General features: G+C 43.8%; 19 protein-coding genes and 1 pseudogene. All 20 read right to left on the reverse strand.

Features of this window, described 5'->3' with window-relative positions:
- Positions 1-628 precede the first annotated feature (628 nt).
- Positions 629-1,759, reverse strand: a complete 1,131-nt coding sequence (locus QNO02_RS16610) for a hypothetical protein (protein WP_289389381.1) — start codon at positions 1,757-1,759, stop codon at positions 629-631.
- Between the two features lie 449 nt (positions 1,760-2,208).
- Positions 2,209-2,358, reverse strand: coding sequence for a hypothetical protein (locus tag QNO02_RS30410; protein WP_502921832.1), 150 nt, complete (start codon positions 2,356-2,358; stop codon positions 2,209-2,211).
- Positions 2,359-2,401: 43 nt separating this feature from the next.
- Positions 2,402-3,502, reverse strand: coding sequence for an AlbA family DNA-binding domain-containing protein (locus tag QNO02_RS16620; protein WP_289389382.1), 1,101 nt, complete (start codon positions 3,500-3,502; stop codon positions 2,402-2,404).
- Positions 3,503-3,734: 232 nt separating this feature from the next.
- A complete protein-coding gene (locus QNO02_RS16625) occupies positions 3,735-3,920 on the reverse strand; it encodes a hypothetical protein (protein ID WP_289389383.1) in 186 nt (61 codons plus the stop codon).
- Positions 3,921-3,941: 21 nt separating this feature from the next.
- Positions 3,942-4,637 carry a hypothetical protein gene (locus QNO02_RS16630; RefSeq protein WP_289389385.1) on the reverse strand — a complete coding sequence of 232 codons (696 nt, stop codon included), beginning with the start codon at positions 4,635-4,637 and terminating at the stop codon, positions 3,942-3,944.
- A 553-nt stretch (positions 4,638-5,190) separates the two neighbouring features.
- Positions 5,191-7,857 (reverse strand): discoidin domain-containing protein, encoded by a 2,667-nt coding sequence (locus QNO02_RS16635; RefSeq protein WP_289389386.1) that lies wholly within the window; start codon positions 7,855-7,857, stop codon positions 5,191-5,193.
- 195 nt (positions 7,858-8,052) lie between these two features.
- Positions 8,053-9,702 carry an extracellular solute-binding protein gene (locus tag QNO02_RS16640; RefSeq protein ID WP_289389387.1) on the reverse strand — a complete coding sequence of 550 codons (1,650 nt, stop codon included), beginning with the start codon at positions 9,700-9,702 and terminating at the stop codon, positions 8,053-8,055.
- A gap of 19 nt (positions 9,703-9,721) precedes the next feature.
- Complete coding sequence (locus QNO02_RS16645; protein ID WP_289389388.1) at positions 9,722-12,022, reverse strand: helix-turn-helix domain-containing protein; 2,301 nt, start codon at positions 12,020-12,022, stop codon at positions 9,722-9,724.
- A 309-nt stretch (positions 12,023-12,331) separates the two neighbouring features.
- Complete coding sequence (locus QNO02_RS16650; RefSeq protein WP_502921887.1) at positions 12,332-13,390, reverse strand: glycoside hydrolase family 88 protein; 1,059 nt, start codon at positions 13,388-13,390, stop codon at positions 12,332-12,334.
- Positions 13,391-13,492: 102 nt separating this feature from the next.
- Entirely contained in the window at positions 13,493-14,374 is an 882-nt protein-coding gene (locus QNO02_RS16655; protein WP_024631936.1) for a carbohydrate ABC transporter permease, read from the reverse strand.
- A gap of 10 nt (positions 14,375-14,384) precedes the next feature.
- Positions 14,385-15,308 (reverse strand): ABC transporter permease, encoded by a 924-nt coding sequence (locus QNO02_RS16660; RefSeq protein ID WP_091029693.1) that lies wholly within the window; start codon positions 15,306-15,308, stop codon positions 14,385-14,387.
- Positions 15,309-15,364: 56 nt separating this feature from the next.
- Positions 15,365-16,990, reverse strand: coding sequence for an extracellular solute-binding protein (locus QNO02_RS16665; RefSeq protein WP_289389390.1), 1,626 nt, complete (start codon positions 16,988-16,990; stop codon positions 15,365-15,367).
- Positions 16,991-17,310: 320 nt separating this feature from the next.
- Positions 17,311-17,625 (reverse strand): annotated as a pseudogene (locus QNO02_RS16670) (RDD family protein).
- Positions 17,626-17,933: 308 nt separating this feature from the next.
- Positions 17,934-18,398 (reverse strand): hypothetical protein, encoded by a 465-nt coding sequence (locus QNO02_RS16675; RefSeq protein ID WP_289389391.1) that lies wholly within the window; start codon positions 18,396-18,398, stop codon positions 17,934-17,936.
- Between the two features lie 159 nt (positions 18,399-18,557).
- A complete protein-coding gene (locus QNO02_RS16680; protein WP_289389392.1) occupies positions 18,558-19,436 on the reverse strand; it encodes an ABC transporter transmembrane domain-containing protein in 879 nt (292 codons plus the stop codon).
- Positions 19,437-19,720: 284 nt separating this feature from the next.
- Entirely contained in the window at positions 19,721-22,228 is a 2,508-nt protein-coding gene (locus tag QNO02_RS16685) for a WG repeat-containing protein (RefSeq protein ID WP_289389393.1), read from the reverse strand.
- Between the two features lie 174 nt (positions 22,229-22,402).
- A complete protein-coding gene (locus tag QNO02_RS16690) occupies positions 22,403-23,809 on the reverse strand; it encodes a hypothetical protein (RefSeq protein ID WP_289389394.1) in 1,407 nt (468 codons plus the stop codon).
- 13 nt (positions 23,810-23,822) lie between these two features.
- Complete coding sequence (locus QNO02_RS16695) at positions 23,823-24,365, reverse strand: sigma-70 family RNA polymerase sigma factor (protein ID WP_091029680.1); 543 nt, start codon at positions 24,363-24,365, stop codon at positions 23,823-23,825.
- A 225-nt stretch (positions 24,366-24,590) separates the two neighbouring features.
- Positions 24,591-24,869, reverse strand: a complete 279-nt coding sequence (locus tag QNO02_RS16700; protein ID WP_289389395.1) for a hypothetical protein — start codon at positions 24,867-24,869, stop codon at positions 24,591-24,593.
- Complete coding sequence (locus QNO02_RS16705) at positions 24,856-26,688, reverse strand: hypothetical protein (protein WP_289389396.1); 1,833 nt, start codon at positions 26,686-26,688, stop codon at positions 24,856-24,858. Before QNO02_RS16705 ends, QNO02_RS16700 begins: the two co-directional genes overlap by 14 nt.
- Positions 26,689-26,692: the final 4 nt, after the last annotated feature.

Raw genomic sequence — 26,692 nt, forward strand, 5'->3', positions numbered from 1 at the left:
GCCGACCCACTAGACCACCAATCTCTTTTTAAATAAGACCTCGCCACAGTCACAATTTGCAATTCATTAGGAACATCGCGGCGGTCCAGCGCAACTCCACGTAGCCATTAGAGTTTCTCTCGCTTGGCTTGCAACACTGCTATTAGCGCAGCCTTTCACCACTTGACAGCGAGATACCATGGTCTACCAATGTGACCGTTAGCAGAGTAGTTTTCCTGACCGCGAGCAGTTCTTGCAACAGTTCTATTCTAACGTTATGTAGCCCACGATGTCTGGACAGTTCGTTCCACATTATCAATATGTGTGAGCGACTCTATCGCTACTTTCACCATATGCGTTCATTTGTGTTGTTAGTTGCTCCAACTGGACAAAGCACCGTGAAACAGCTTATAAATATAGTTCGTTTGCTTTTGCGGAAGTAACTTGCAATATTCTCGAACGTATAAACGAACTGTTGAAACAATAGTTCCGCGGCTCTCGCTCGAATAAATCTTTCATTTTAAGTTACCCATTTGTTAATGTATAGTCTGTTCCTCTTTAGAAACTTCGTCGTTCATAGAGAATGAAAGTTCTATCTGATACTGGTTAAACAAACTTCTCAGTTTTTATTGAAAATGATTTTTTATGATCATTTAATGTTTTTTTCATTGCTAGTGAGCCTAGCTAAAAGCAGGAGTTGCAAGTCGAGCTTGTCCGTCCGCCGACTAATATAAGGCGGTAGAACCCCCTTACTGATAAGACGTCTTAGGTGATAGTCGACCCGATCAGCCCTGAAGTACGGATTGTTCAAATACTCGAACACTTTCTCTAGATCGTAATGTAGTCTATTGAACTTAGGTGATTTTGAATGTAGTAGATGTCCATGAGTCATACCATTTTCACAATATGTCATGCTCTGGAGCGCTTCGTATAGCTCATCGACCAATACATGTAGTGAATTCAAATATTTCTCTACTTCTTGACGTTCCTCCTTGGGGAAGTCCTGCGGAGCAGTAAAAAGTTCGATCAGCGTCTGGATCTCATAATGATATCCATCACCCTCACGAATTCGAGTACTGTTCTCCTTCAAAAGAATTTGGAGCTGCTCGACAACATCGGAGCTACTACCAATCTTTTGCCTTCGCTGCTCCTCGGTAAAGATATCATTCTTTTTTTCAATTTCGCTTATCATGCTCGATAAGAGGGAGTATCGTTTAACTGTATACTCATGAATTTTGGCGAAACTCATTGAGAAACGAATAGGTTGAACAACGTCAGGATTGTTACTGTAAAGATAAACCGAATAATCTCCGTTATCACCTAAATTGCTAATATCGCTAGACCAAGAAGCGAAGTACTTATTCGTACTTTTCGTTCCATCAGCGCTTCTTAAGTCGACTGGATGTGCACCAAAGCATGCCCGGATCTGTGCGAAATACGCATCGTCGGGAACAGCCGTATTAAATACTGAATCGTCCTTCTTGAGCGGGTATTCCATATTAAACACACGATGGAGCTGTTCAATGGATTGAAGGACAATATCGTATGTTGTAATCAACTGTAGAACGTTCAGTGAACGGACATCATCATGGGAATGTGTCAATTCGATGTACGGCAAGCCGTTAACACTTACGGAGAGCCAGTCCTTCGCAGAGCAAATTAAGCTCCAAAGGTTCTTGCCATTGTAGTTGCTGTAAGTATTAATCAGGAAATCATCATGATCGCTTATAGCTTGCTTAAACTCCTCAAGTAAGGAGTTATCAAGAATATATGAGTTCATATCATTGCACCTCCTTCTTTATGATCAAACTCAAAACTTTCTTCTTCAAGAATTAGTGTAACTCTACCTGGAAAAAATCGTCACACATCCGTTTTAGGCTTCAACTGTCCGTTCCAATGAAAGGCCTCTTCCGTGACTCTAACCCATTGGTACAGTGTATTTCGTGCAGCCCATCTCGAGGGCTACCGGCCCGGTACATCAAACAAATGAAAATAGAGAAGAGCAAATTGGATCTGGACTAGGCATTGGGCACAGAAAACCGAGAGTGCGGCAATAATAGCATTCAAAGTAAGGTCTCCAAAATGATAGGAAAACAGTAGGTATAGACCATTTCAAGGTACTCTATCCCGAGAATATCTTTTAAAGTGATAGTGTTTCCTTCCTTAATTGTGCCGATTTGATCATGAAGCGAGACGTCAATGCACGTTTTAGTGAGGAACAAAAATGCATCAGAATATCGTTCTCAATACATCGGGTTGTAAACGTTGGTCTTTTGCCTGTCTGAAGATCTCTATTACTTCGATCAGGCCAATCGTGCCGATGTGATAGATTCTAAACAGGTCATAATGTTGAAGAATTTCTCCTACGACTTTATACATGATCTGCCCATTCTGCTAATTGGGTAAGTGTTAACGCATTGCATTAATTCAACTCATGAGAATACCTCGAGAAACCGTAGGCATTCCAAAATGCATCCATGATTGGTCGGAGTAATTCGGGGAGATTTACATGTTCTACATCCTCAATAAGGACTTCTGGAAAAATCATTTTGTCTGATTCATAAGGTACTACATCATGTTCAGTAAAGTAAGTATCAATGTCCATAGCAGTTAACCCCTCGACACCGTAAAACGAGAGCAATGCATAAACTGGTTCCATTATTTCTAATGATCTATAATTCTGTAGCGAATACGCAAATGTCTTCCTCAAAGTGTCGTAAAGTCTTTTACCTGAAGTCTTTTTCTCTTCAATTATTCTTATTGTTGCATGTTCAATTATCCCATTCCTAAACAGTTGAAATTTGCACGATTTATCTTCTGATTCCGAATAAACACCGGTGAAATTAATTCTTTTATTATCATTCGAAGTGCCTATAGGAGTTGACCTAACCTGATTAAATATTTCTGTTAAATCAACTACATTGAGATTTTCAAAAGCCGATACTGGAATAAAATGCAGCAGTATGAATGGCTTATAGCCATATTTCTCAATATGATAAGCTGCCCGCTCGGCATGGAAATCTGCATACTTTGTGTTAAACTCTGTACTACCCAAAAACATATGGCGAAGCTGCTGCACATTCAATTCGTACTTGCCATTCGATTGACGGGCATAGAACTTGGAATTATGCGATCCTCTATGCGGGCGAAGCCAGCTTCTTTGTGTGCGGATCAGGATAATATATTTTGATTCTTCAATTTCAATAAATTCAATATCGATGTTCGTGATCCTGGGCTCAATTCGATTGCGAAAAATTTCGAGCAACCTTAGCTTTTCTTTGTCGGTATCAAGACACTCAACCCCAATAAGACTAACTGGGACACCCGCTTTTTCATCAATTCCAATCAACAGATCGCCGCCTTGGGTATTCGCAAACGATATTATTGCCTCGCATAATTGTTCGGGACGAATCATATCCCTCTTATAATCAATTTGCTGACCCTCTTTTATCGGGGATTCCCCCATAAGAGACTCAAAATCCTTAAGATTTATTTGATGAATTGGTTTATAAAATAATGACATTAACTCGCCCTCTCCAATCTATTTGATAAATATATGTATACTTGGTCCTACGTCAATGGTTCTATCTTTCTCATGTATAAAAGCCTCTTCTCATTGATATAGGCAGTCCCTGTAGTCATTCTAATTTGGTTTATCAGAACGAACTCTATTTCAATTCACTTCTTGCATTACGATTCTTCACATGAAATGCTGTGTAATGCTGTGTGTGACCTAGGAATGAAACCATCATTGGCTAATAAAGCATTTGCCTCAATGCGTACATCATTCCACCATCTTTTGCATTTTGATTACTTCTCCAGGCGATACCTTCGGTCTGGATTTGTGTTGATGCTAAGTCAGCTTCACAAAGTAGGCCAATTAAGGATCTCAAATCAGAATCATTAAGTTGAGCGATCTCATCACCCGTTATTTCAAGCATAATCATGCCCCCTATTTGTTGCTAACTTTCTATTGTAATTAGAATATCGTCCAAAATAGAAATCAGATTGTTACGCTGCCCTACTTTCTTATAAACAATAATTTCAGTGAATTCTTCGAAGAGTTTTTTTGAATATGTTATAGCTGTTACTATAAATATGGATATAGTTAAAACACCGAAGAATATAACAAACTGCTCCTCGGTAGATTGATAGATATTCATCTCATAAATATACTTCAGAATATAATTTAAGTTAGGAGCAAGAACAGCTATCAATATACTTGGTGCAATAAGTGGCGGCATTTTGTCTTTACTATTGTCTGTCTTATATGAGTCCATTAAACGTTCAATTTTCCATCTTGAATAGAGGTTATGCTCTATTAGGTATTCTGTTATGAGGTGAACCTGGACTTCATGAAAACCGTCAATCCACTTGCCTTTTTCTGTTTTAACTGAAAATTCTCTATTGAGTATAGTCCGAGCCTTATTATTGAACTGTTTATGTATATAAACAAAGAACACAAAGAACACAGTCGCAGAAGGAATCGTAATCAAAGCCCAGTTTTCTGTTGATAACAGTATTAGTAGAGTAATTGAGATTGGCACGGTTAAAATACATGTGATCATATAACTCCAGAATAGAAACGACATATTCTGATAAATAAGCACACGTGCCCTTACTTTATTCGTGTAATAATCAAGTAATCTGCTTTTCATTTGATCCTCTATTTCTTTAGATTTTTTAAATTATCAATTGTTTTGAGTATGTCATTCACACTACTTATATCAGTTAATATTATGTGTCACAACATATAAAAACATTATATTATCAAGATTTAACAATGATAATAACAAACTAAAAGAAATACGAGTTTTGTGAAACAGTATTGTATAATTTTAAGTTTCATAACCTAGTTAGATTAATTAACTCACTGACTGTGCACTATACTGGGTATTAACTTCTTTTTTAACTTTGTCATCTACTTTGTCATCTTCTTTTTGATTACTACAATCAAACCGTTGTTCGATCCATTCATATGGATAAATGTAGCTTTTAAAATTTATAACCCCCGAGAAATTTTCAATTTCATATGGATAAATATGTGATCTGTATACAAATCACAATAACATATCTAATATCGCATCTTCACAATTCAGCTATCCAATCTATCCCAATATAATATGCACCCATTTTAGTTTTAAAATGAGCACATATTATATTCGATACTAAATCTGAATCGAATTCTTTTAATCTGATCCTACGTCATTTTTAATCCCCGTGCACCCAAAACTCAATTATGCTGTTCCAGGTGTTGGATTCATTTCCTTGCCCAATATAACGAATGAATTTGGCTTGAACCGGTTCAAATTCAAATGTATCATAGGCAGCCTGTTTTTGACTGGTGACGTTACTTAATACATTTTGGTAATTAGTACCATCTGTTGATATCTCCAAATCAAAATAATTGGATCGCGTATGCCCATTATAGAATTGAATGCTCACCTGCCCTACTTGGGTTTGTTGCTCAAGCTCTAACTGCAGGTACTGTCCCTTTCCATCTGCAGACCATCTGGAGTCTGGATCGCGGTCGATCGTATGGATCGGCAGATTGCCATCATCTGCACTTGCCATAACCTTGGTTACGACAGCGAACGGTCCTTCCGGCTCGGCCATAGGCTCCTTGACTTCAAATTTCTCCCGTGCCTCGACCGTTACTCCATTAAAGACGCAGCTCACGATGATGTCGACATTTCCAGCTTTTATTGCATGGAATGTAGTTCCTTCCGTATATCCGATCGTATCATCACTCGTTGTGTACGTGACAGGAACGTTCAATTCTGCAATGTTTACGATCTCCCCATTATCTAATGTTAGAAACGAAGATAATTCTCCGCTTCCTCCTGCGCTAATCGCATTACCTGCGACTCTCCAGCCGGGTACCGCTTTATTGGGACTTATGGAGATGTTCTCTGGAAGTACCGGTGTATCAGCTACCTTAAACTTCACTCGCACGTTCTGTTTGTGGTCCCGATATGAAACAGTGATCTCTCCAGTTCCATTTGTCCCTTGCGGCTGTTTAATTTTAACCTTCCCATCCTTCGCAAAAGGTTTTGCAGAGATGATAGGCGTTTCGGTTGTGCCATAAGGCAAAGTGTGAACGTAATCCGTTCTTAAGAACTGCATACCCCCTATGACTTCGCCATTCACCAACAGGGATTGAAGCCCCAGATGAATATCTTTGATTCGCTTCTTGCTCTGATCCTGATATAAACTTTGCGGGGATAAACGATCGCCCTCCCCAATGCCTTCCGCCATATCAAATGGCTGCGTATCAGCATCCGGAATGGAACCAACAATGTTGACGTTCACGCCGGTGTCCTTTCCTTTTGTTCCAATGACATATCCATTCCCGAATTGTTCTGATTCTACAATAACACCGGATTTACTAGGGTGTGCCGCCTGACCGGTCGTATTCCAGAAGACACTTTCAGTGGTCACCACCCCATGACGATTCGTTTCTGATGATCCATAATCCCGTGTAATGGCAGAGATCCCGTCCCCATTAACTACCAGGTTGTCGATCAGGTTCGCCATGCTCAAATACATATGAAAATCAGTCAATAATGAAGGTTTCTCAGAATACGAACCTTGCAGGACATTTCCGTTCGCAGAGAAGTTGGCATATGTGAAGCTATGTCTAGCTCCTATAGCCTTACTATTCTTAATGAGATTATCATTACCTATAAATTGATATAAATAACCGTTCCCGTTCGCTCCACGATACTGCGGGTACTGCATGGTTACATGATCCACAGTGACGTTCTTCGTACGATCCAGAATAATACCCTTGGATAACAGATGATAATCTGTATTGCCAGCTGGTTTATAAGTGTTAATATTTCGAATCCAGCTGTTGGCCACTGCAATCACATTGACCGCTTTGGCATTATCGGCTTCATATCCAGCAGTCCCAACGACTTTGAAGTCATCCTCACCAAGCCCCGACTTCACATTTTGAATGTTTGCGATCGAAAAATCCTCTAAACCGACTTCGACAATTGGATCTGCAGTCTGACTAATCGTAATATCATCGCGCAGCTTCATTGGATAACGCGTCGGAATGTCTAATGTAATCGTTTTATTATCCGGATCTACGCCCACGATTTGGCGGTAGAATAACGGTTCTACTTTACCAAGACGTGATGACCACTTTTTTTGCATGCCAAGCTCACGTAAGAATCCTGGCGTCGTTTCGAATGAAATGACCACGTAATCATTCACTGCAAACCCGCTTGTATCCTCAACGGACAGCAGGACGGTTGGATCGGTAACGGATTTGCGAAGTTTCGTAGAAATCCCGGTTTTCTTCCAATCTCCGTTACCGATCCGGATAATATCCTTGTTTTTCATATTTTGCTTTGCATTATAGATATGAGTCTTGTTCATCCCGTCACCTTTCAGGACCATACGACTTGCAGGAATGTTTAGTGAGTAATCCTTGCCGTCCTGAGGGTTAACCTGATATGTACCCTTGGGAAGATACACGACACCTCCACCCCACGTCACAGCGGCATCAATTGCCTTTTGAATAGCCTGCGTTGCATCACGGCTCCCTGAAGGATCGGCAAAATACGGTGCTTTCGTAACGTCGATAAGTTTGTTTTTTGGCGTTTTAGGCAATTCTGTCTCCCCACGCCGATAACCGGCATAAGAAAAGTCATGCAGAAACCTTCCCTGTTCATCTTTAAATCCTGGATACCAATCGTTTGGATAGAGCCTGCTTCTGCCATCCGTACCAAGAGACAGATTCTCACCGGCACGATCAATAGATGGCTGTGAGTCGCCCTCTGACGCTCGAACCTCCTGGGTTCCAGGTACAGACAATCCAACAGTCAACGTAAATGCCAACAATAAAAAAGGCCACTTTCTCCGCATGCTTTCGTTCTCCTCCTTTTGGATTTCAGAGTATGTGAGCGGTTTCAAGAAACCCTATAGTCACCTCCAATCCTGCTCAAGCAAGAGTCATGTGCATGCCATCTCAGCATGTCATAACCGATTGTAGAGCACGAGGGAACGAAATTACATCAACAAAAACGACACTCCAATGCCCATTTTATACAATATAAGGATTTATTTAGAGGATATAGCGCGATTATACCGCTCTAACGCCTGCTGCTGAATCTCAATCGCACGATCAATCTGTAATGACTTGATTTGCTTGACGTACGTATCGAAAGCATCCACCGGCTCAATGCCAAAAATGATTTTAAGCGACATCTCGTCCACCACTTTGTTCACTTCCTGCATGATGACTGACATCTCCGTGCTCTCTTTCTCGGTTTTGGGCAGGGTCGGTACCTGATGGAGAACAGCATCCGTGCTGGACCATAACTGCACCGCCTCTTTCTGTTCCGGTAAAATATAATATTGCTCCATGTATCGCGTATCCTGCACAAATGGACCGAAATAACTCGCTCTGGTGTACATCGCTAGTGCTTGAGCCGGCGACCACTTATCAGGGTTTTTCAAAATAGTCTCGGTATACGTCGGATACCCGTCCTTCATCTTAAAACTGACACCTTCAATGCCAAAGTTGAACAGCAAGTGTCCCTCAGGCCCATACCCGTAGTCCAGCATCCGTGCTGCTTCTTCTACATGATGACTGTTGTTGGATATGGCGACCCCACTGGAACCGATAGCGGGAGCAAGTTGACCAAATTTCGGACGATCTCCTTTGTTCATAACAGGATATGGCGCTGGCACAAGCTTTGCATGGGGATCCGTCTCCCGCAAGATGGGTAGCCATGTACCGATCCCCGCCCCAGCATTCCAGATACTCGCGCCGCTGCGTCCTGTTGTCATGTTTGTATCCTGGGTCTCCGAATCTACGGCAGCCAGATTCTTGTCAATGAGTCCCTCCGCATACCATTCACGAAATAAGGATAGAAATGCCTTATATTCAGGTTCCTGTGCCCCAAACTTAATTTGGCCATCTTCCACGTAAAACCCTTTTTTAATACCAAAAGCGCCAATAAAACCGCCGCCTTCGATACCAAACAACGGATTCGGAACACCTAGAAAAGTAAGCGGGGCGTCAGCTCCCTTTTTGTCCTTAAATGCCTGAAGCATCGTATGCCATTCGTCAATCGTGGTTGGCACATCAAGTCCAAGCTCGTCCAGCCAGTCCTTCCGGATAATCGGTCCTTGATAGGTTCGAAGCTTATCATCTCCTTGAATAAAAGGAAACGCGTAATAACTTCCGTTCGCTGTGCGAATCTGCATATCAATGTCTGGATGCTCGTTCAGGTACTGCTTCAGATGAGGTGTGTATTGATCAATAACATCGTTTAATCGCAGAATATATCCGTCTTTGATCGCTTTCTCCGGCCCACCGGGATAATTGCTCCACTCATATTCAATCATATCCGGCAGTTCACCGGATGTAAGCAGCACATTAATCGCTTCTTTGGCCTGATTGGCGGGTGGCCGGATGAATTGAAGGTTGACTCCGGTTCTCCGCTGCCATTCCTGAAAAAAAGGTACTTCATTGAAGCTGGACTTAATGCTTGCTGCATTGCCATTCAATTCTGCCCAGTAGGTTAATTTCCCACCGTCATTGGGTGAAGCAATTGAGACGGTCTGGTACTCTGATGAGCCGGAACGTTCATCCAGCTTGGCATCCGAATCTGTCCCGTTCTGATCGCAAGCAGTCAGCATGCCAAGCAGCAGGATGAGCCCTGTCACCTTTGCTATGAATGCCAACTTCCTCTTTACGTTCATGTTCCGGTCTCCTTTCAAATCAACTGATTTCTTTATATTTACCAGGTGTAATGCCTTCGTATTTCTTGAATACCCGGATGAAAGTTGCTGCATCGTTATACCCGACCAATTGGGATATTTCTGTAATGGATTCCTGTTTATGCTCAATCATTTTTTTAGCCTGTCGGATACGGCACTTATGAATGCAGTCCAGCAGACCCTCACCGGTCTGATTCTTGAAGAGTTTGGACAAGTAACTGCCCTTAAGCTCAAAATGCTCACCAATTGCGTTGACGTTCAAATTCACGTCCGTATAGTTACTCTCAATATACTGTGTGACTTGGGTGCTGAGATGACGCAGGGAATCCTCACGTTCTTGTGATACATTCGTTGCGCGCTTGTCAGCGGCATAGGAACATACCTCCTCAAGCAAGTTCTGCAAAGCCTCCTGCATCTCCTGGATGGTATCCCCGGCAATAATGTCCTCAATCCGATGCGGGTATTGGGTTAGCGTATGGTTATCCCTGTCCCCCAGATCATTAATAGCCTTTATCATCGTACCTACCAGGTTGAAAATCAGGCAACGTGCAAGTGTGAGCGACATAATCGGTTTATCAAAATTTCGCTCTGTAATCTCGTTCATATAAGCGCTGGCTTGGTCGGTATCTCCCGCTTTGATGAAATTAAGAAGTTGCTGTTCCACTTGAAGCGGATAGTAGTAGCCAAATGGGGCATCCGCCATCGCATCGCTGCGGACATCGCCATAGGTAATGATGCCTTTCTTGCCAAGCACCATTTTGTATTCCATCGCGTCTACTGCTTCCTGGTATGCTTCGGCGATGCCAATCCACGACGTGTGGCGTCCGCTGATGGAGATCGTCAATTCCATATCATAGCTTTCCAGGAAGCGCTGCGCTTCTGCCGCAATGTGATGAAGATCATGATTCCAATCCGAAGAATCCGCTTTCATATTTACAAGGCAGACCATCATATCATCAACTTCTGCTACATATCCGACGTGCTGACGCTCTGAAGCCAGTTCTTCAACAACATTGGAAATAATGAGATGGATCAATTTGTTTCGTTCATTGATATCAATACCCGGCAGCTTTCCATAGAGATTCTCTTCATTTTCGATTACAAATAAGATAACAGCAAATTCACTTGAATAGAGCGGCATATGGAAGGAACGGAATGCATCTTCATAGGGCACGAGCGTATCCTGTTTGCCTTTCAGAAGCCGATTAATCATATTGGAGCGCAGTACCTGCTGATGTTTCTGCAGTTGCTGGGCAATCTCGTTCTTTTCTGATCGTGTGTTCATGATGACCTTCTGAATAAACCGAAGTTCGTTCCGATCAGCGGGTTCGTTCTGACTATTTTTGTCTTTTAGTGATTCCACGAGCTGTTGGATTGGGGAGTAATTCCGGCGCATGAAGAACCAGGTCAGTACACCCGCACTAATGAGACTCACCACGATACTGATATACGTAAAATTGCGGACATACACTGCCTTTTCCCAATAAAGGCTGCTGGGAATAATCAATGCGTACTTCAGATCGGATACCGCGGAGTCCATGTAGAACATCTCCGACTTGCCAACCCTGGCGTTATCCAACTGAACCTGATTGCCATTCATGAATGGCTTCAATTCCTCGGATCCGGGATGATTGCTCATCAGAATCTCGTTATTCTGATTCAGAATCAGCAGCGTGGCATCACTAAAACCCGAAATGCTCTGAATCGCTTTCTGGAATCTTCGCGTATCCGCCATGACGACAACCGTACCGGTCTCCTGACCATTCAAATCATCAGGCAGACGTGTAATGTACGCAATGGAAGACTCCGCCGGAGCTGCATTCTGATGCGGCAGAATGACGAATTGATTCGTCTCTGCACCCAGAACTTGATCCCGCCACGTTTCGAAAGACATTGCACCTGTGTTATGTATGGTATGAAATGCCGTCCGCATATCCCGAATATTGCCTGAACGGAGAATGGATTGGTCTTTTTTCCACACAACGTAGAATTCATCGATGGACGCGTATGATGTTTTATAGAGACGAAGTTCCTTCACCAGTTGGTAGGCCGTATAAGGCGCCTCTTTGGCAGGTTGATTGGAGTACATCAGCGTTTGCAGATTCGGGCTCCACGTCATCTCCATGTTCAACCGTTTCATAAGATCAACTTGTGTATCGATCGTATAACGCATCTGCTTCAATAAGGAATCGTTCGCCCGATGTATTTCACTCTTCAATGTCTCATTCGCTTGCATGTAAATAACCAGACTGATCAGAATCGGCACAATTAAAACAGCACTGTAGGAGACAAGCCAGGTCACGATTATGCTTTCTCGTTTTTGCCACAAATATCGAATGTTTAGCAACAGTTCATCACCCAACTCTTCGTAGATTATCGATGTTTGGATCAGGAATTTATTATAACGTCAAGAGCGCGATTGGGATATAGATAAAAAGTTCAATTCAATTGACAAAAAGGTGCGTAAGCACCGATTTCCCCCGTTAAATCAAGCACAAATAGCCCGAATAGACAGCTTTCGTCTATCGGGCATTCGGTATCAAAACGCGTATTCATTTGAATTCATTTTTGAATAGATGAGAATGTTTTCGGAAATTTTCTCAGAGCATTTTTAGAAAATGCGATGCTTCCATCCGTTTAATTTGGCACTCGCCTCAACGTAAAAATAGTCACCGTATATGAGTGAGACGTTCACGTTCTGACCTGCCGGTTTATGACCGGTTCCCTCCAGGAGCATACCTTCGTGCTCAGGAAGATCCCATGTTCCATAATGATTCCGCAGGGAACTCAGGATACGTTTGGCAACGGTAGCATAGAGTCTGCCCTCCGGATCAGGAAGTACATCTGCAAGCTCAAGCAATCCGGAAGCTGCAATTGCACCAGCAGAGCTGTCTCGTGGAACTTCCTCCTCTTCTTCGGACTCTGCACGGAAATCCCAATGCGGAACGTGATCCTCAGGCAGTCTGGAAATGAAGAAGTTCGCCACGCGCTGTGCAGCATCAAGATATGCCGGGTCCTCTGTATACCGATACGTATTCGTTAATCCATATAAAGCCCACGCCGCTCCCCGGCTCCATGCCGAATCCGGTCCCGCTCCCTGTCCACCTATCGCTTCTGCACGTTCACCTGTTTCGGGATCAAATCGAATGATATGATGCACCGAGCCATCTTCCCGGACAAATTGCTTCATGACCATATCCGCATGAGCTTTGGCAATATGGCCGAAACGTGGATCTCCGCTCTCATCAGACGCCCAGAAGAGCAAGGACAGGTTCATCATGGTGTCGATGATCGACCAGCCCAGCATGTCGCCATTCCAGGCCCGGATGAAGCTGCCTTTGGTATTAAAGCGTCCAGCCAGGAAGTTCGCGGCAAATAAGGCACGCCTTGCGGCATCGGCATCTCCGGTGAGCTTGTATTTGATGACGGCCGTAGGCAGGAAATGAAAGCCCACATCGTGATCAAAGTAGTTGTTTTCGAGAAACCGTGCCGATAGCCGCTCATCCCAATTCCATGCAGCTTCTTTATATTTCTCATCACCCGTCATATCGTACACAATCCATAACATGCCCGGCCAGAATCCTGAGGTCCACCAATCGATTCTCATGTCGTCATAGATGCCATTTGCTCCAGCGACATGCGGAGACTTTTCACCTATGGCTGCTAGCATCTGATCGGCTTTACTTTTAATCTGATCCCACACGTCCTTGTTCACTTCATTTAATACGCTCATGTAACATCATACCTCCTTACCGTTCTTCAATTCTCTGGTTTAACCCTTCAATGAACCAACCATGACACCTTTCACGAAAAAGCGCTGCAAAAATGGATAGATGCACAGGATCGGTATCGTCGCTACCATAATCGTTGCATACTTGATGGTTTCCCCGATCTGGAAGCGATCCCCAGCCGATGCACCAGCCGACATGCTCTCGGTGGAATTGGCAATCAGAATCTCACGCAGCACCAATTGCAGCGGGAACAGCTCTCGGCTTTTGATAAACACCGATGCATAGAACCATCCATTCCACTTATCAACTGCGTAATACAGGATCATCACGGCAATGACTGGCATGGACAACGGGATAATAATACGGAACAAAATGGTGAAGTGATTCGCTCCATCAATCTTGGCCGACTCTTCCAGGCTGTCCGGAATCCCCATGAATGACGTTCGCATGATGATCAGGTTAAACGTGCTGATGGCAAAAGGAAGAATGGTCGACCACAGTGTATCTAACAGGCCAACGCCTTTTACAACCAGGTACAGTGGAATCAAGCCGCCGCCAAAGAACATCGTGAACACGATAAAGAACATGAACACCTTGTTCCACATCACGTTTTTACGGGATAGCACATACGCACCAAGCGCAGTCATGAACAGGTTGACGATAACGCCGAACACAAGAATAAATAATGTATTGCGGAAACCTGTGGCTATACCTGGATTGGCAAGTACGCTCTTGTAAGCTTCCAGACTAAAGCCGACCGGCTTCCACAGGAGCCCCTTGTTTGCTAACAGCTGCGCCGAATCACTTAAGGATGCAAATAACACGTAGAGCAGCGGGTACAATGTGACGATGACAAGCAGGATTAGAAATGTATAATTCAAAATCGTAAAGATTCGGTCAAACCAACCACTTTCCTTAATCAAAGTTACCACCTCACCATAAGCTGTTTTGACTCACTCTGCGGCTGATATAGTTCGCCGAAATCAGAAGAACGAGATTGATCACCGAGTTAAATAGACCGACTGCCGAGCTGTAACTCCATCCGAACTCCAACAATCCCTTTCGATATACGAAGGAAGAGATGACATCAGCTGTTTCATAGGTCACCGGATTATAAAGGAGAATGATTTTCTCGAAGCCGACATTCAGCATATTACCCATCCGGAGAATGAACATGATCGTAATAATTGGCAGCAATCCGGGCAGCGTAATGTGAAACATTTGCTTGAGACGGCTCGCTCCGTCTATCTTCGCCGCTTCATACTGCTCCAGGTCGATGCTCATCAACGCAGCGATATAGATAATGGATTCCCAACCGATCCGCTGCCATATTTCAGACAGAACATAGATCGGACGGAACAGCTCCGGCTTTTGCAGCATCGCCTGACCGTCATATCCAAGCATCATGATAAGGCGGTTGATTAAACCATCCGCGTTCGTGAAGTCCGTAATAATACCGCATATGACGACGAGAGAGATGAAATAAGGCATATACGTTATCGTCTGAACGACCCGCTTGAACGTGCGCTTGCGTACTTCATTGATGAGCAGCGCCAGAATAATCGGTGCAGGGAATTCAAAGACCAGCGTGTACAAACTGATAAGAAGGGTGTTCTTCAGCACACGTAAGAAATAATAACTGTTGAAAAACTCTTCAAAGTGCTTCAGCCCAACCCAATCACTACCCAAAATGCCCTTCATCGGAGAATAATCTTTAAAGGCAATAATTGCGCCGTACATCGGACCGTAATGAAATATTAAATAATATCCAATAACGGGAATCATCATGATATATAAATACTTGTTCATCATGAAGTCCCGCACGAACCGGCTTTTAAAGGATTGACGATTGCTCATGATGTACCTTTTCACCTCTTTTCAATCGGGAGGGTTAGCGCCCTCCCCTTTTACAATTACCGATTGTTGTAGCGTTCGAGTGCTGCGGTTTGGATTTCAATCGCTCGATCCAGATGTAACGATTTCATTTTCGCGACATAGCTCTCGAATTGATCCACCGGTTCGTTGCCCAGAATGATCTTGATGGTCATCTCATCGACGAGTGTGTTGATATCATTCATGATGGTCGCGTATTCGGAGCTCTCTTCAGGTGTAGGTGTGATTGAAGGCAGATTATATTTGGCGGCCTGTGTATTCTTCCATACATCAATGGCATCGCGCTGAGTCTGTAGTGCAAAGAACTGCTCGGCATACCGTTTGTCTTGAACAAATGGACCGTTATAGCTGCTGCGGGCATATAGTGAAATTGCTTGTGCAGGAGCGAGTTTATCCGGGTTCTTCAGCAGCAAATCTGTGAATTTCGGATAATCGCCTTCCATGTTATAGCTGACACCCTCTTCTCCGAAGTTGAAGAACATGTGCCCTTCCTCACTGTAGCCGTAATCCAGCATGCGAACGGCAAGTTCCGGGTCCTTGGCTGCTGTTGAGATGGCAACAGTGCCTTCCGAGGCATAACCCTGGTTAAGCTGGCCGAATTTAGGAATATCACCTTTTTTAAGCACCGGATATGGTGCGGCGACCAGAACGGCATCCGGATCATTTGCTTCTACGAGCGGTTGCCATTTGCCGATACCTCCGCCTGCGTTACCAACACTAGCGCCAGTAGCACCCGAAGCGAGGTTACCGTCAACGGATTTGGTATCAGCTGTTGAGATGTTTTTATCAATCAAACCTTCTTTGTACCATTCCTGGAATAACTTCAAGTATTCTTTGAAGCCTTCTTCCGCAGGACCAAATTTGACCTGTCCTTCTTCCTGATAGAATCCACGGTTTACACCGAAGGCGCCAAGGAAAGCACCATTACCGGAATCGTTAAAGAATCGGGGCTTACTTACAACAGAGAACGGAGCGGATGCGCCTTTTTTCTCTTTAAAAGCTCTCAGGGTTGTAGTCCACTCATCAATCGTTTCCGGAACCGGTAGTCCCAGCTCATCCAGCCAATCCTTACGAATGATTGGACCCTGGAAGACACGGAGATACTCATCTCCCCGAATGAACGGGAATACATAATAGCTGCCGCTATCCGTTTTGACCATCTTGTCGATGTCTGGATTGTCCTGCAGGTATTTCTTCAGATTCGGAGCATACTGGTCAATCAGATCGTTCAGCTTTAGGATGTAACCATCATTGATGGCTTTCTCCGGTCCACCGGGGAAATCTCCGATGAAATTGTATTCCAGCATGTCCGGCAAATCCCCGGATGCCAGCATCACGTTGAAGGATTCTCTGACCTGCCCTGTCGGTGGTGCCGTGAATTTGAGTGGTACGCCGGTTTTTTCCTGCCACTTTTGAAAGAATGGAATTTCGCTGTGCGAATTTTTGACCCCGATCAGGTTGCCGTTAATTTCACCCCAATACGTAAGCGTCTTATCCGTTTGAATCGGATAGGTTGTTGCTTCCGTTGATCCGCTTGGTGTCCCTTTATCAGCATCGCCCGTTTTACTTTCTCCGGACGAACACCCAAGGATCGTCGTACCTAATAACAGGATCATCAAACTCGTAACTAACACTTTTCTTCTCATGGACCTTATCCTCCACCTTTTGGGAATGTCTGTGCTCTACCTCAGAGTAAGGGAGAGCGCATTATAGCGATATTCGCAAAAGATGAAATGACATGTTGATTTCGTCAGAACAAAATGATCATTTAGCCAAAACGATAGACGAATTCTTTATATAATCAACTGCAATGCCTTGAATTTGCTGTGTTGGCGCGGGTTTGTGACTGTACTTCTGAGATCACAAAAAAAAAGACCATGAACACTGTTCATAGTCTGTAACGTGGGTGAGTATGAGCGAATTGGATTATAACGAATATATTACCCCAGGGCTTACCTTCTCCTTTTTAGTCCCAAACGACTTCGGTACCTGCGATAAAATCATGTATTGCACGTTTGTCTTCTCGTACAGCAACCATGATGACACTTACAATGAAACCAATGCCAAAAGTTATAAAATACAAAAGTCCAACAACTCTCGTAGTAACATTGTACCCAGCCTTGGTGATTCATGTGAATCGTATTTCCGAATCCGAATCCCGCAGATGCGCTTACCGATTGTTCGACCATATCAACCCTGCAATAATTATTAAAGGAAATGTGATAATAATGCCATCCAACAATCCTGCCCCGAATCTGATCCAAAAACCTGCTTTATACAAAAAAATTTTCCTCCAAACTACGTTTTTAAACTAAACGGCTAATTTACTTCATGAGCTCCCTTCATAAAATATCTAACTCTATGTACGCAACTCAGGTAGTATATCAGAAAATTTTACTTATTCACGATATAACTCCTATTTCTTTTCACTTGTACCCTTTGTAAATTTTATAACAAACTATCGAATTAACTTAGTTCATGTTCATTACTTACTCTTACATAATCCTTTCTAATATTGTATTTAGCTTCTGAATCTCCAATGAAAACACCATAATAATTATGTAAACCAAAAGAGCTACTCAACATTTGTTAAGTAGCTTTCTGTTCGTTCTGCATCTGCCCTCTTCGCCAAATCTTATTCTCCACAATGGCATAGACTAAACCGGCGATGGCAAATATCCATATCGATGTCATTCGGTTCAGATGGTATCCATTCACGAAATATGGATTGTACATGAGATCAAAAACCCACAGCCCGCCCCATCCAAACCCAACCATGTAGATGAAAATCCTCACCATAGGAGAACACACATATTTCCGCAGCAACCATGAGATCGGGCTTATAATAACAACATAAAAAGCGATTAAATAGTGACCGAATCCCAGGATGAGCGACAATATATATATCAAGCCCCCTAAATTACGTAAACCGTAATACTCTGTCGTTGTAATATGGTACCCTTCAACCCTTTCAAGAACGATGAGTGCTGTAAAGAAGATCCCGATAAATATAAATCCTAATACCATGTACCGTTGAACCGCGTTCACCAACATCAGATCACCCCAATGTCTAAACGCAGCCAGAGCCGCTCAAGTTACATGATTTCGAACAAATTACACAATTACAGATAGGCCTCCGTTAGGTTCTGTTAAAAGTTAAAGTTAATCCATCATGAATTGCTATAATTGAACATTACCTTTGCCCTTCCAGAATCATCGTACCAAAACGGTCCATAAGCTCCATTCTCCCCATCGCTGTCCACTCGACAGCAGAATACCCACCGGAACGATGAAGGTAAACAACGAGATCATGATTACAAAAAACAGCCCGTAGGATGTTTTACACAAATCTGTTATTATCAACGAAATATCCCGATAACGCGTCACCGCCTGTTTAAACGTCAGAAACGAATCAGCTGTAATCCCAAATACTTTCACCGCTGGCATACCTCTCACGTATTCAACACCCGTCGCATTCATCTCTTCAATGGCAAGCTGAAAATCACGATAAGCCTGACGGCCGCGTTCACTGCGAAAGATACGACTTTGCAACCAGAACCCGATTCCGATCGGAACCAACAGCGTCAGCGCCATACGATAATCGAGCCAGAATAAATATCCCAGCAACATCACTTGAATGACGATCGCACTCACCAGATCCGGCAACTGATGGGCGAAAAACTTCTCAATTTTCTCCACACTGACTTCAATGATTTTCTTCAGCTCACCGGTTGCCGCCCGGGTGTGATACCCCATGGGTACTTTGGCAACATGCTCCGCAAGTCTCACTCTGAGCTGGTACAAAATGTTGAACGCAGCAATGTGTGAGCACATCCCCCCGATATAGAGCGCAACAAGCCCTGCAATCAGGGCTACGAATGCGACGATCCCCCAATAGATCAACAGATCTTTGTCCATGGCAGATAGTTGGCTCGTATGCGTTAGCAGTTCCTCGACAATCTTATACACTCCGACAAAAGGAACAATCTGCAACAGTCTCGAAAGGGTCGAGAAGATACTTGCTGTAATCAGCAGACCTTTACGCTCCTTCGTCACTTGCATTAACCCGGACACTTCAGATGTGTTGTTCATCTCATAATCATTCTCAATATAGTGCAGTGCTATATACGCACATTAATATCTCACAGGTACGCGGGCAACCGCTACCCCAATCCGGAGCAAAAATACCTCAATACGGATTATAAGTGAATCTAATTCTCTGGAGATACTCTCGCATGTAGAAGATAAACTTGATCCTGTCATCCTGCCACAAGCTGCTTAGTCGTTGTCTGTTGTTCCAGCTTATTAAATAAAAAGAGAAGCCATATTGGACATATGGCCTCATACTCTGAATCTGTTGGATTGTAAGAAGACACTCACTCATGAAAAGCTCTCCAGAACGAACCTTCTGTATTAATGATATCCTTGATCTGAACAAACGGAATTGTAAACGTTGGAAACCCTGCCGCATAGGGCGCGATGTCATATGGATTGAAGTAGAGATGCAGAGCATCCGCTGTGACATAAAACGGCTGATCCGCACTAATCCCCGTATAGGTGTCCGGAAACACATACGAGTATTGAGGATCATTTTTGATCTGATCCCCCACAATCTGGCTTAACACTTTTACGTAGTCACTATCCGGTTTAAATAAATCCTTCAGCTCATACAACTGACCATTCGTCAGATTAATGATCGCATAGATCATCGTAGGCATACCATGCGCTGCACCTGCCGGGTAGTTATAACCTGTGAGTTGCAGTTGCAGCAATTGCTGCTGATAGAACGTAATATCAAAATCCCCTGTATACGTGTAATCCAGCTGTTGATCAGCAGGAATCGGTTTAACCTGGGAGAGTTGCTTCAACTTGGCATTCAGTGCAAGCTGCTCCGCTTGGTTCGTCAATCCCTCCACCTGCGGATAATATACGAGATAGTCCCTGTTTGGTTTGTACTTCACTTCGCGTACACGGTACGGCGGATGAAGTGGAACGATTGTATTTTGCCGCCAGATGATCTGTCCGGCCCGATTCACATACGATAAGCGCTGGTCTACATAGGCCTTAATCAGATCTGGTGCCACGACCTCCAACGTACCCGAACCTTCTACATGCGGATATCCAGCGGCAGGTCTTCCACTCAGATCCAGCAGATAGGTTTGTCTTCCGTCCGATGCAGAAGCCAGGCCGTTTTTGTAATTGCCTACTTCGCGATATAGGAACTCCGTAAGTCTTCTGCCACTGGTATCTGCAATCGCGTATACAGAGCCAATATACGGCTGCTCCGGATTAATTGCTTGCCCCAGCGCATAACGATGCTCGCCTAGTTCGCGGATGTCATTATACGCGGGTTGAATGATAAACGATCCCTCCGTATTAATGACACCATAGTTCGATTTGTAGTCCTCTGCTGTATTAACAATCGCTTGCCCGCCGCTGAAAGGAAATGCCGATGAAAATTTGGGCTGAATGCGAATATTACCCCGTTCGTCGATGTACCCATATTTGCCCGAGGCCTCTTTTTGAAAAGCGAGTAATCCATCCCCTAATGGTCCCACATAGGCAAATGGATACGTCGCGAGCCGATGTCCATTGCGATTAATGAGTGCATACTCATTGTCCTTAATCTGCACAACCGCTTTGCCATCTTGAAAATCATTCGCCGAAGCGAACTGTGCAGGTATCACCTCATTGCCCGACGCATCCAAATAACCATACCGACTCACCGATCCATCTGCCTGACCAGGATTAGAATCGTAAAACAACGCTCGGCCATCCTTCATATTCGAGATATACGGGTATGCCCGTTTGGTCAGGACTGTACCTTGTTCATTAATCATCTTAAATCCTTGAGAATCAATGGTTATCGCCCGTTCTTCGGAAAAGGAATTGATGGAATCGTATACAGGTTGAACAACATACTGCCCCTGAAGATTAATAACGCCGGCTCGACCATCCTTCACAACCACAGCCAATCCATTGGGCTGAAACTCTTGCGCGTCATCCAGTACCGGCTCAAGCCGAATGTGGCCTTGTGCATCCATATACCCCCAACGCGTCCCACTCGTGGTTCGAACGGAGATTGGATATAACCATGTCGTTACCCGGGCATGACTTATAGGGACCATCGCCTGCTTTATTTTCTTTTCCAGCTCCTGTAGTACCTCTCTGGAAGGATAAGCTTCCGGGAAACTGAGTGCCTTCTGAACGGAAGCAAGTGCTGCCGGATACTGGCCCGCATGGTACTGAGCATCCGCAAGGTAATACCAGTAAAAGATATAATCAGGATATTGCTGGGTTAGTTGCTCGTAATATTGCACCACTTTTGGATAATAGGTTGCATATACGTCCGGTGCAGGAACCCATTTCCCATTCTGCCATCGGATAATCTCCACACGATAGGCTTCACCTGTGTCATGTATCCAGAGTGCAATCTCCACTTTCCCATCTCGACCATGCGGACCAGGCATATCTATAATCTCTGCATAGCTATAGTATAGATCGTCAGGCGCCAAATCTTTGAGCCCTGATTCCGTCCACTCATATACGGCAAGCTTAGACCAAATAGAACCAATCCGCCAACCGATAATGAGATTGTTCCTTGCCGTTGAAGTTACAGGGGCTGCAGTCATTAAAGTCACCCCATACCCCAATCCCTTAATTAGTGCCATCTTGATCCAGTGTCCTTGAACAAATTTCAGAATGAGCAAATACAGCTCACCGTTCAACTGATAGACTGCAGCAATCTCCGGCATACCGTCACCGGTAAGATCTGCCGCGTAGATCGCTGGATGTTGAACAGGTTTATCAATAGTGACGACCGTTGCACCAGCCGGAATATGTTGATTCACAATTTGTGTTAACAGCGGTTCGCTCATGGACATATCAGTTTCCTCCCTTATGACCGCATTCGCCTAATGGTATGCGTCATAAATCGGGATATGACATGTAATTCATTTTATATAAGTTGAACTAAAGAATATTCACACTTACCACTACGATGACAGAACAACCTTCTGATTGCACTTATCCCCCGATTCTTTGATTCACTTTTTATATTATCTATCTTGCAAAGTTACTTTCTCTCCATTGATTAGCAGGTAGCTCACATCATTCACCGGAATGGTCTTAGGGGATATCCACTTAATGAGATCCTGATCCAGCTGGAGGAAACCGGATGCGCCAGACAACTTTGTACCATCCTTCAGGTGAACTTCAATACCCAAGTCCTCCACCCGAATCTTGCTCAGTGCCTCACCTGTAAGCGTGACGCCAACTGCGGAAAGGGTTACATTTGCCCGTGAGGCTCCATTTGCATCAAGCTGAACGTTTCCTGTTTTGCTCAAACCATTTTCACTCAAGTAAAAGGTCGTTTTCCAATTTCCCTTTACAACTTCACTAATACTCGTAAAACTGCCTTGAAGTCTCAGCTTATCTAAATCGTCAACAGCAGACAGATCATACACAAACTCCTCATAATCTCCTCCATACCCGACCCCATCTTTCATATAATGTCCATAGCTAACGGAATATTCAGGTATATCGCGCTTTCGACCTTGCTCATCGGTGAAGTAGAAGTATCCATGATTATACTCGCCAATCTCATTATCCGGATTAATCTGAATGTGTAACTTGCCATCCACAAAACCCATATTGGAAATATGCATCCATTCAATACCCTCAACAGGGATATTCGTTACATCCTGATGCAATACCGGAATTGGATCAGTATCCAATTGAATATCGGTTTTACCTCCCAAGCCACTTATACGATCTTGATCCAGAATATCATAGCTATTGATTTTTTTTTCTTGTAACAACTTCTCCCAGTCCACCTGTACGTTGTAACCATCTTGAAGGGTTGTACCCGACATCAGCGTATTAATCTGAACTGTAATTCGATTTTTGCTGACTTTTCCTTGAATAAGGAATCGGACAATAGCCGTTTTGTTAGCATCATCATAATGAATAATCTGAGCGTTGTTTGCATTACCACCGGTTACCCTGTAATCATATACATCCATTGTATCGTCAATGCGATGACCCGTCAGATCGGATAATGAAACATAGATTTCCGTTGTATCTCCGTCCCTGACAGCACCTATAACCTCCATTCGAATCCCTTGATCTTCACTCACCTGGTGAACAGGCTGAAGAATGCCAATCCGATCTGCACCTATAAAATGAAGAACAGTAGACAGATCAATGATCCCAACTGATGCAGCTGCCCCTGTAACCAGACATAACGATAACGCAGCGGTTACAGGAATATAGATGGCTTTGCGATACCTTTTTCTTTTATTCATGGACTTCTTGGTCTGTGCGGATGGATATAATACAGGTGGATAAAATGATGAATCTGATCTCGTAACGGTTGGTGGTTCATTCAGCGCCAATTTATCATAGAACAACTTTTTAATATTAAAGAGGTTCTGCTCAGTGAATTCTTTCTCGGATTTTCGCATTTGATCGCCTCCTTTATTTCCTGTTCATCCACCATGTCCTCAATCGTTGCCTGGAGCGATAAAGCTTGTTATGGACTTGCCTAACGTGTAGGGACAATGCTTCTGATATCTCATGTGGTCTCTGTCCTTCGTAAAACCGACGTTTCATAATCTCCCGTTCCGGTTCTGGAAAAGATTCAATCATTTGATTAAGTTCCGTATACATCTCTTTACTGATCACCTGAACCAACAAATCCTCCGTTTGCACCGAATGAATCTCCTCTTCATATGTAAGTTCAGTTCTTCGATTGAGTTTCCGGTAGCGATCAATCGCTTTATGTTTTGTGATTGTTGCAAGGTAATTTTTCAGGCTACTTCGCCCAGATTGGAACGCATCCGGATTTTGCCAAAAAGCAAAAAATGTATCTGCTACGCATTCTTCAATCTCTTCTGTCGATGCATGATGTAGGATGGAATAAGCAATCTTCCATAACAAGCCTGCGTAGTGATTCATCACCCATTCCATGGCCTCAGGATCACGATTCGCTACTGCCTTCCGTATCTGTTCTTCTTCCACGATTATGTATCCCTCCCTTCCATACTCATCTGAATCACGAATGCTCGTGTTGATCCGTGCTCCCTACCTATATTCGTTTGGTAGATGACATTTACTTACTCCACGATAAAAAAAGATTTGCAGTGACCTTATGGCCTTCTGCAAATCTTCTTATATTCTATACTACCATCTTATTTACTACATCATATCGCTCTCATGGGCCTTCGCTTCGATTAATAACCAATATCACGCCTCTTCTTGCACACTGAGCTGTACATATTGGGTGAGACGACAATACTGAAATAACAGCAACTCTTCATTACCTTGTCCAAGAGCCACGCTACGCCCTTCTTTGATGAGGTGATTCAACAACTCATGCAGGAAACTCATCTGCAACCGCAAGGATTCCGCTGTGAGCTGCTCAAGTACCTCAATATCCCGGGTCGTAAACTGAGATAACCCACGCAGGAGCAACTCTTCTGACCAGCCGTTAATTCTCTGCATAAACTGATTATATTCTTCCAAGTCTGCCCATCCTTCCATTACCGATATCCAGTTTCAGACTGAGCACCGTTTGACCCTTCAGGAAACTGATTGGGCTAATCCGTTTTGGTTCCACACGCACAAAGGCATAGAAGTGTTCAAGTGATTGGGAACCATATCCTGACTCCAGTCTTTGGATCATCGTTTGCCAATCAGTTGAATACGGGAGAGTAAGTGCCAAACGTTCTCCTTCGGCACCCTCAACCGTCAGGACAAGATCCTGCGTTTGTTTGACAAAGTTATGGTCCACGATTCGAGCAACTTTGATCACAGCCAATCGTTCTTTGGGAGCAGCAAACAAGTCGAATGTTCGCGATTCCTCTTGAAGTACAGACGTTACGTCTTGCATGGTTTTGCCCAGATTCAACGTTTTCACACCCGTTCGTGGCAAAATCGCAAGCTTGGCACCTTCGCCGGAAGAGATCCGGCGTTCTTCATTCACTTTAACGGAATGGAATTGAACTTCTTCACCCACGAACTGGCGAAAGGTCAGATTAGGCAGCCATGGTGTGAATGCACCGTAATGCTCTGTATATGAGAACTGCTGATCACCATAATATACAGCACGTACATCGCTATAGGTGTAGATTTCCTCATCATCGAAGCAATAGAAATAATAGGTGATTCCACGGAAACCGGATCGTGTCTCCCACGCATCAGCTCCCAGTCCATACAGGTGAAGTGAAGGCACCGTAAAGTATTTACTTCGAAAACTGCCAATGAGCTGACTCTGCTGAATGACAGATACCTTTTCTTCTTCAAGAACCTGGAGTGCAAGATACAGCTTGCTTACCCGATCCAACATGGATTGCATGGAGAAACGTATATGTCTGTTGAAAAACAACTGTAGTTCCCCTTGAATCCCTCGCAAACTGCGTTCTATGTCAGGCAGGTTGCCACTATGAGCAGCGATTGCCAAGGTCTCCAGTTGTGCCATATAGGACTGAGGAATACGGGCCAGTCCTGTCTTCAACAATCCTGCCAGCATAATGCGACATTCCTGCACCGTCTGCAGAGAGAACTTGGCTTCGTACACCCTTCCACTTAATGCATCCGTGTCATGCAGGCCTTTTAGGTTCCGATATCGTAGCAAAGCTTCAAGCTTGGCCATTTTCCCAGCTGTCTGCTGCACCTTACATAGTGCTTTTGCAAGGCTCGCCTCCTCGGTAAAAGACACCTCGATATTCTGGGTGGTCAGATGAACCGTAAGAAGTGAATCTTCAATGATCTTAATTTCCTCTGGGTATCTCAGTCGGAAAACAACTTCCTCAATCATGGAAGAACTATACGATTTAATTAACACGGTAAGATCAGACTCCGTCATCCAGCGGAAGCGAGACTCGATCTCAAGAGACACTGAATGTGGATCTTCGCTTGGATCGTCCACGTTTAATACTAAGTTTGATACTGATTCTTTTACTGATACGTCTTTGGGTACGTCCAACGGATCATTATCCGATATCCCTGAGTACTTATCCAGCGCATGCTTCTCGTCTGCATTCATTGAATCCTCTGCCGTATATTCCCGTTGATCATACAGAATTGCAATCAGCACATGCTTGCAGATATGATCGGCCGGGCAGGAGCATTCCCAATGATCCAGTGTATCTTCAAGCGTACAGTGTGTCCCGTCACTTAACTGGCAACTCACAGATGATTCATTCCATGTGTACGTTACACTTACACCATTGTCCAACTCTTTCAAAGACCTTTTGTACAACCCCTTGTTGGCATACCGAATCAAATAATCCTCCGTACACAGCTTCGAAAAAATCCGGAATTTCTCCTTGAATCCACTCACGTCA

This window comes from Paenibacillus sp. PK1-4R (genome assembly GCF_030369595.1).
Lineage (GTDB): Bacteria > Bacillota > Bacilli > Paenibacillales > Paenibacillaceae > Paenibacillus.

Excerpts from the sequence above, each read along its gene's own strand:
- QNO02_RS16610 (WP_289389381.1), bottom strand. The coding sequence starts at position 1,759 with ATGAACTCATATATTCTTGATAACTCCTTACTTGAGGAGTTTAAGCAA.
- QNO02_RS30410 (WP_502921832.1), bottom strand. The coding sequence starts at position 2,358 with ATGTATAAAGTCGTAGGAGAAATTCTTCAACATTATGACCTGTTTAGA.
- QNO02_RS16620 (WP_289389382.1), bottom strand. The coding sequence starts at position 3,502 with ATGTCATTATTTTATAAACCAATTCATCAAATAAATCTTAAGGATTTT.
- QNO02_RS16625 (WP_289389383.1), bottom strand. The coding sequence starts at position 3,920 with ATGCTTGAAATAACGGGTGATGAGATCGCTCAACTTAATGATTCTGAT.
- QNO02_RS16630 (WP_289389385.1), bottom strand. The coding sequence starts at position 4,637 with ATGAAAAGCAGATTACTTGATTATTACACGAATAAAGTAAGGGCACGT.
- QNO02_RS16635 (WP_289389386.1), bottom strand. The coding sequence starts at position 7,857 with ATGCGGAGAAAGTGGCCTTTTTTATTGTTGGCATTTACGTTGACTGTT.
- QNO02_RS16640 (WP_289389387.1), bottom strand. The coding sequence starts at position 9,702 with ATGAACGTAAAGAGGAAGTTGGCATTCATAGCAAAGGTGACAGGGCTC.
- QNO02_RS16650 (WP_502921887.1), bottom strand. The coding sequence starts at position 13,390 with ATGCTAGCAGCCATAGGTGAAAAGTCTCCGCATGTCGCTGGAGCAAAT.
- QNO02_RS16660 (WP_091029693.1), bottom strand. The coding sequence starts at position 15,308 with ATGAGCAATCGTCAATCCTTTAAAAGCCGGTTCGTGCGGGACTTCATG.
- QNO02_RS16665 (WP_289389390.1), bottom strand. The coding sequence starts at position 16,990 with ATGAGAAGAAAAGTGTTAGTTACGAGTTTGATGATCCTGTTATTAGGT.
- QNO02_RS16675 (WP_289389391.1), bottom strand. The coding sequence starts at position 18,398 with ATGTTGGTGAACGCGGTTCAACGGTACATGGTATTAGGATTTATATTT.
- QNO02_RS16680 (WP_289389392.1), bottom strand. The coding sequence starts at position 19,436 with ATGAACAACACATCTGAAGTGTCCGGGTTAATGCAAGTGACGAAGGAG.
- QNO02_RS16685 (WP_289389393.1), bottom strand. The coding sequence starts at position 22,228 with ATGTCCATGAGCGAACCGCTGTTAACACAAATTGTGAATCAACATATT.
- QNO02_RS16690 (WP_289389394.1), bottom strand. The coding sequence starts at position 23,809 with ATGCGAAAATCCGAGAAAGAATTCACTGAGCAGAACCTCTTTAATATT.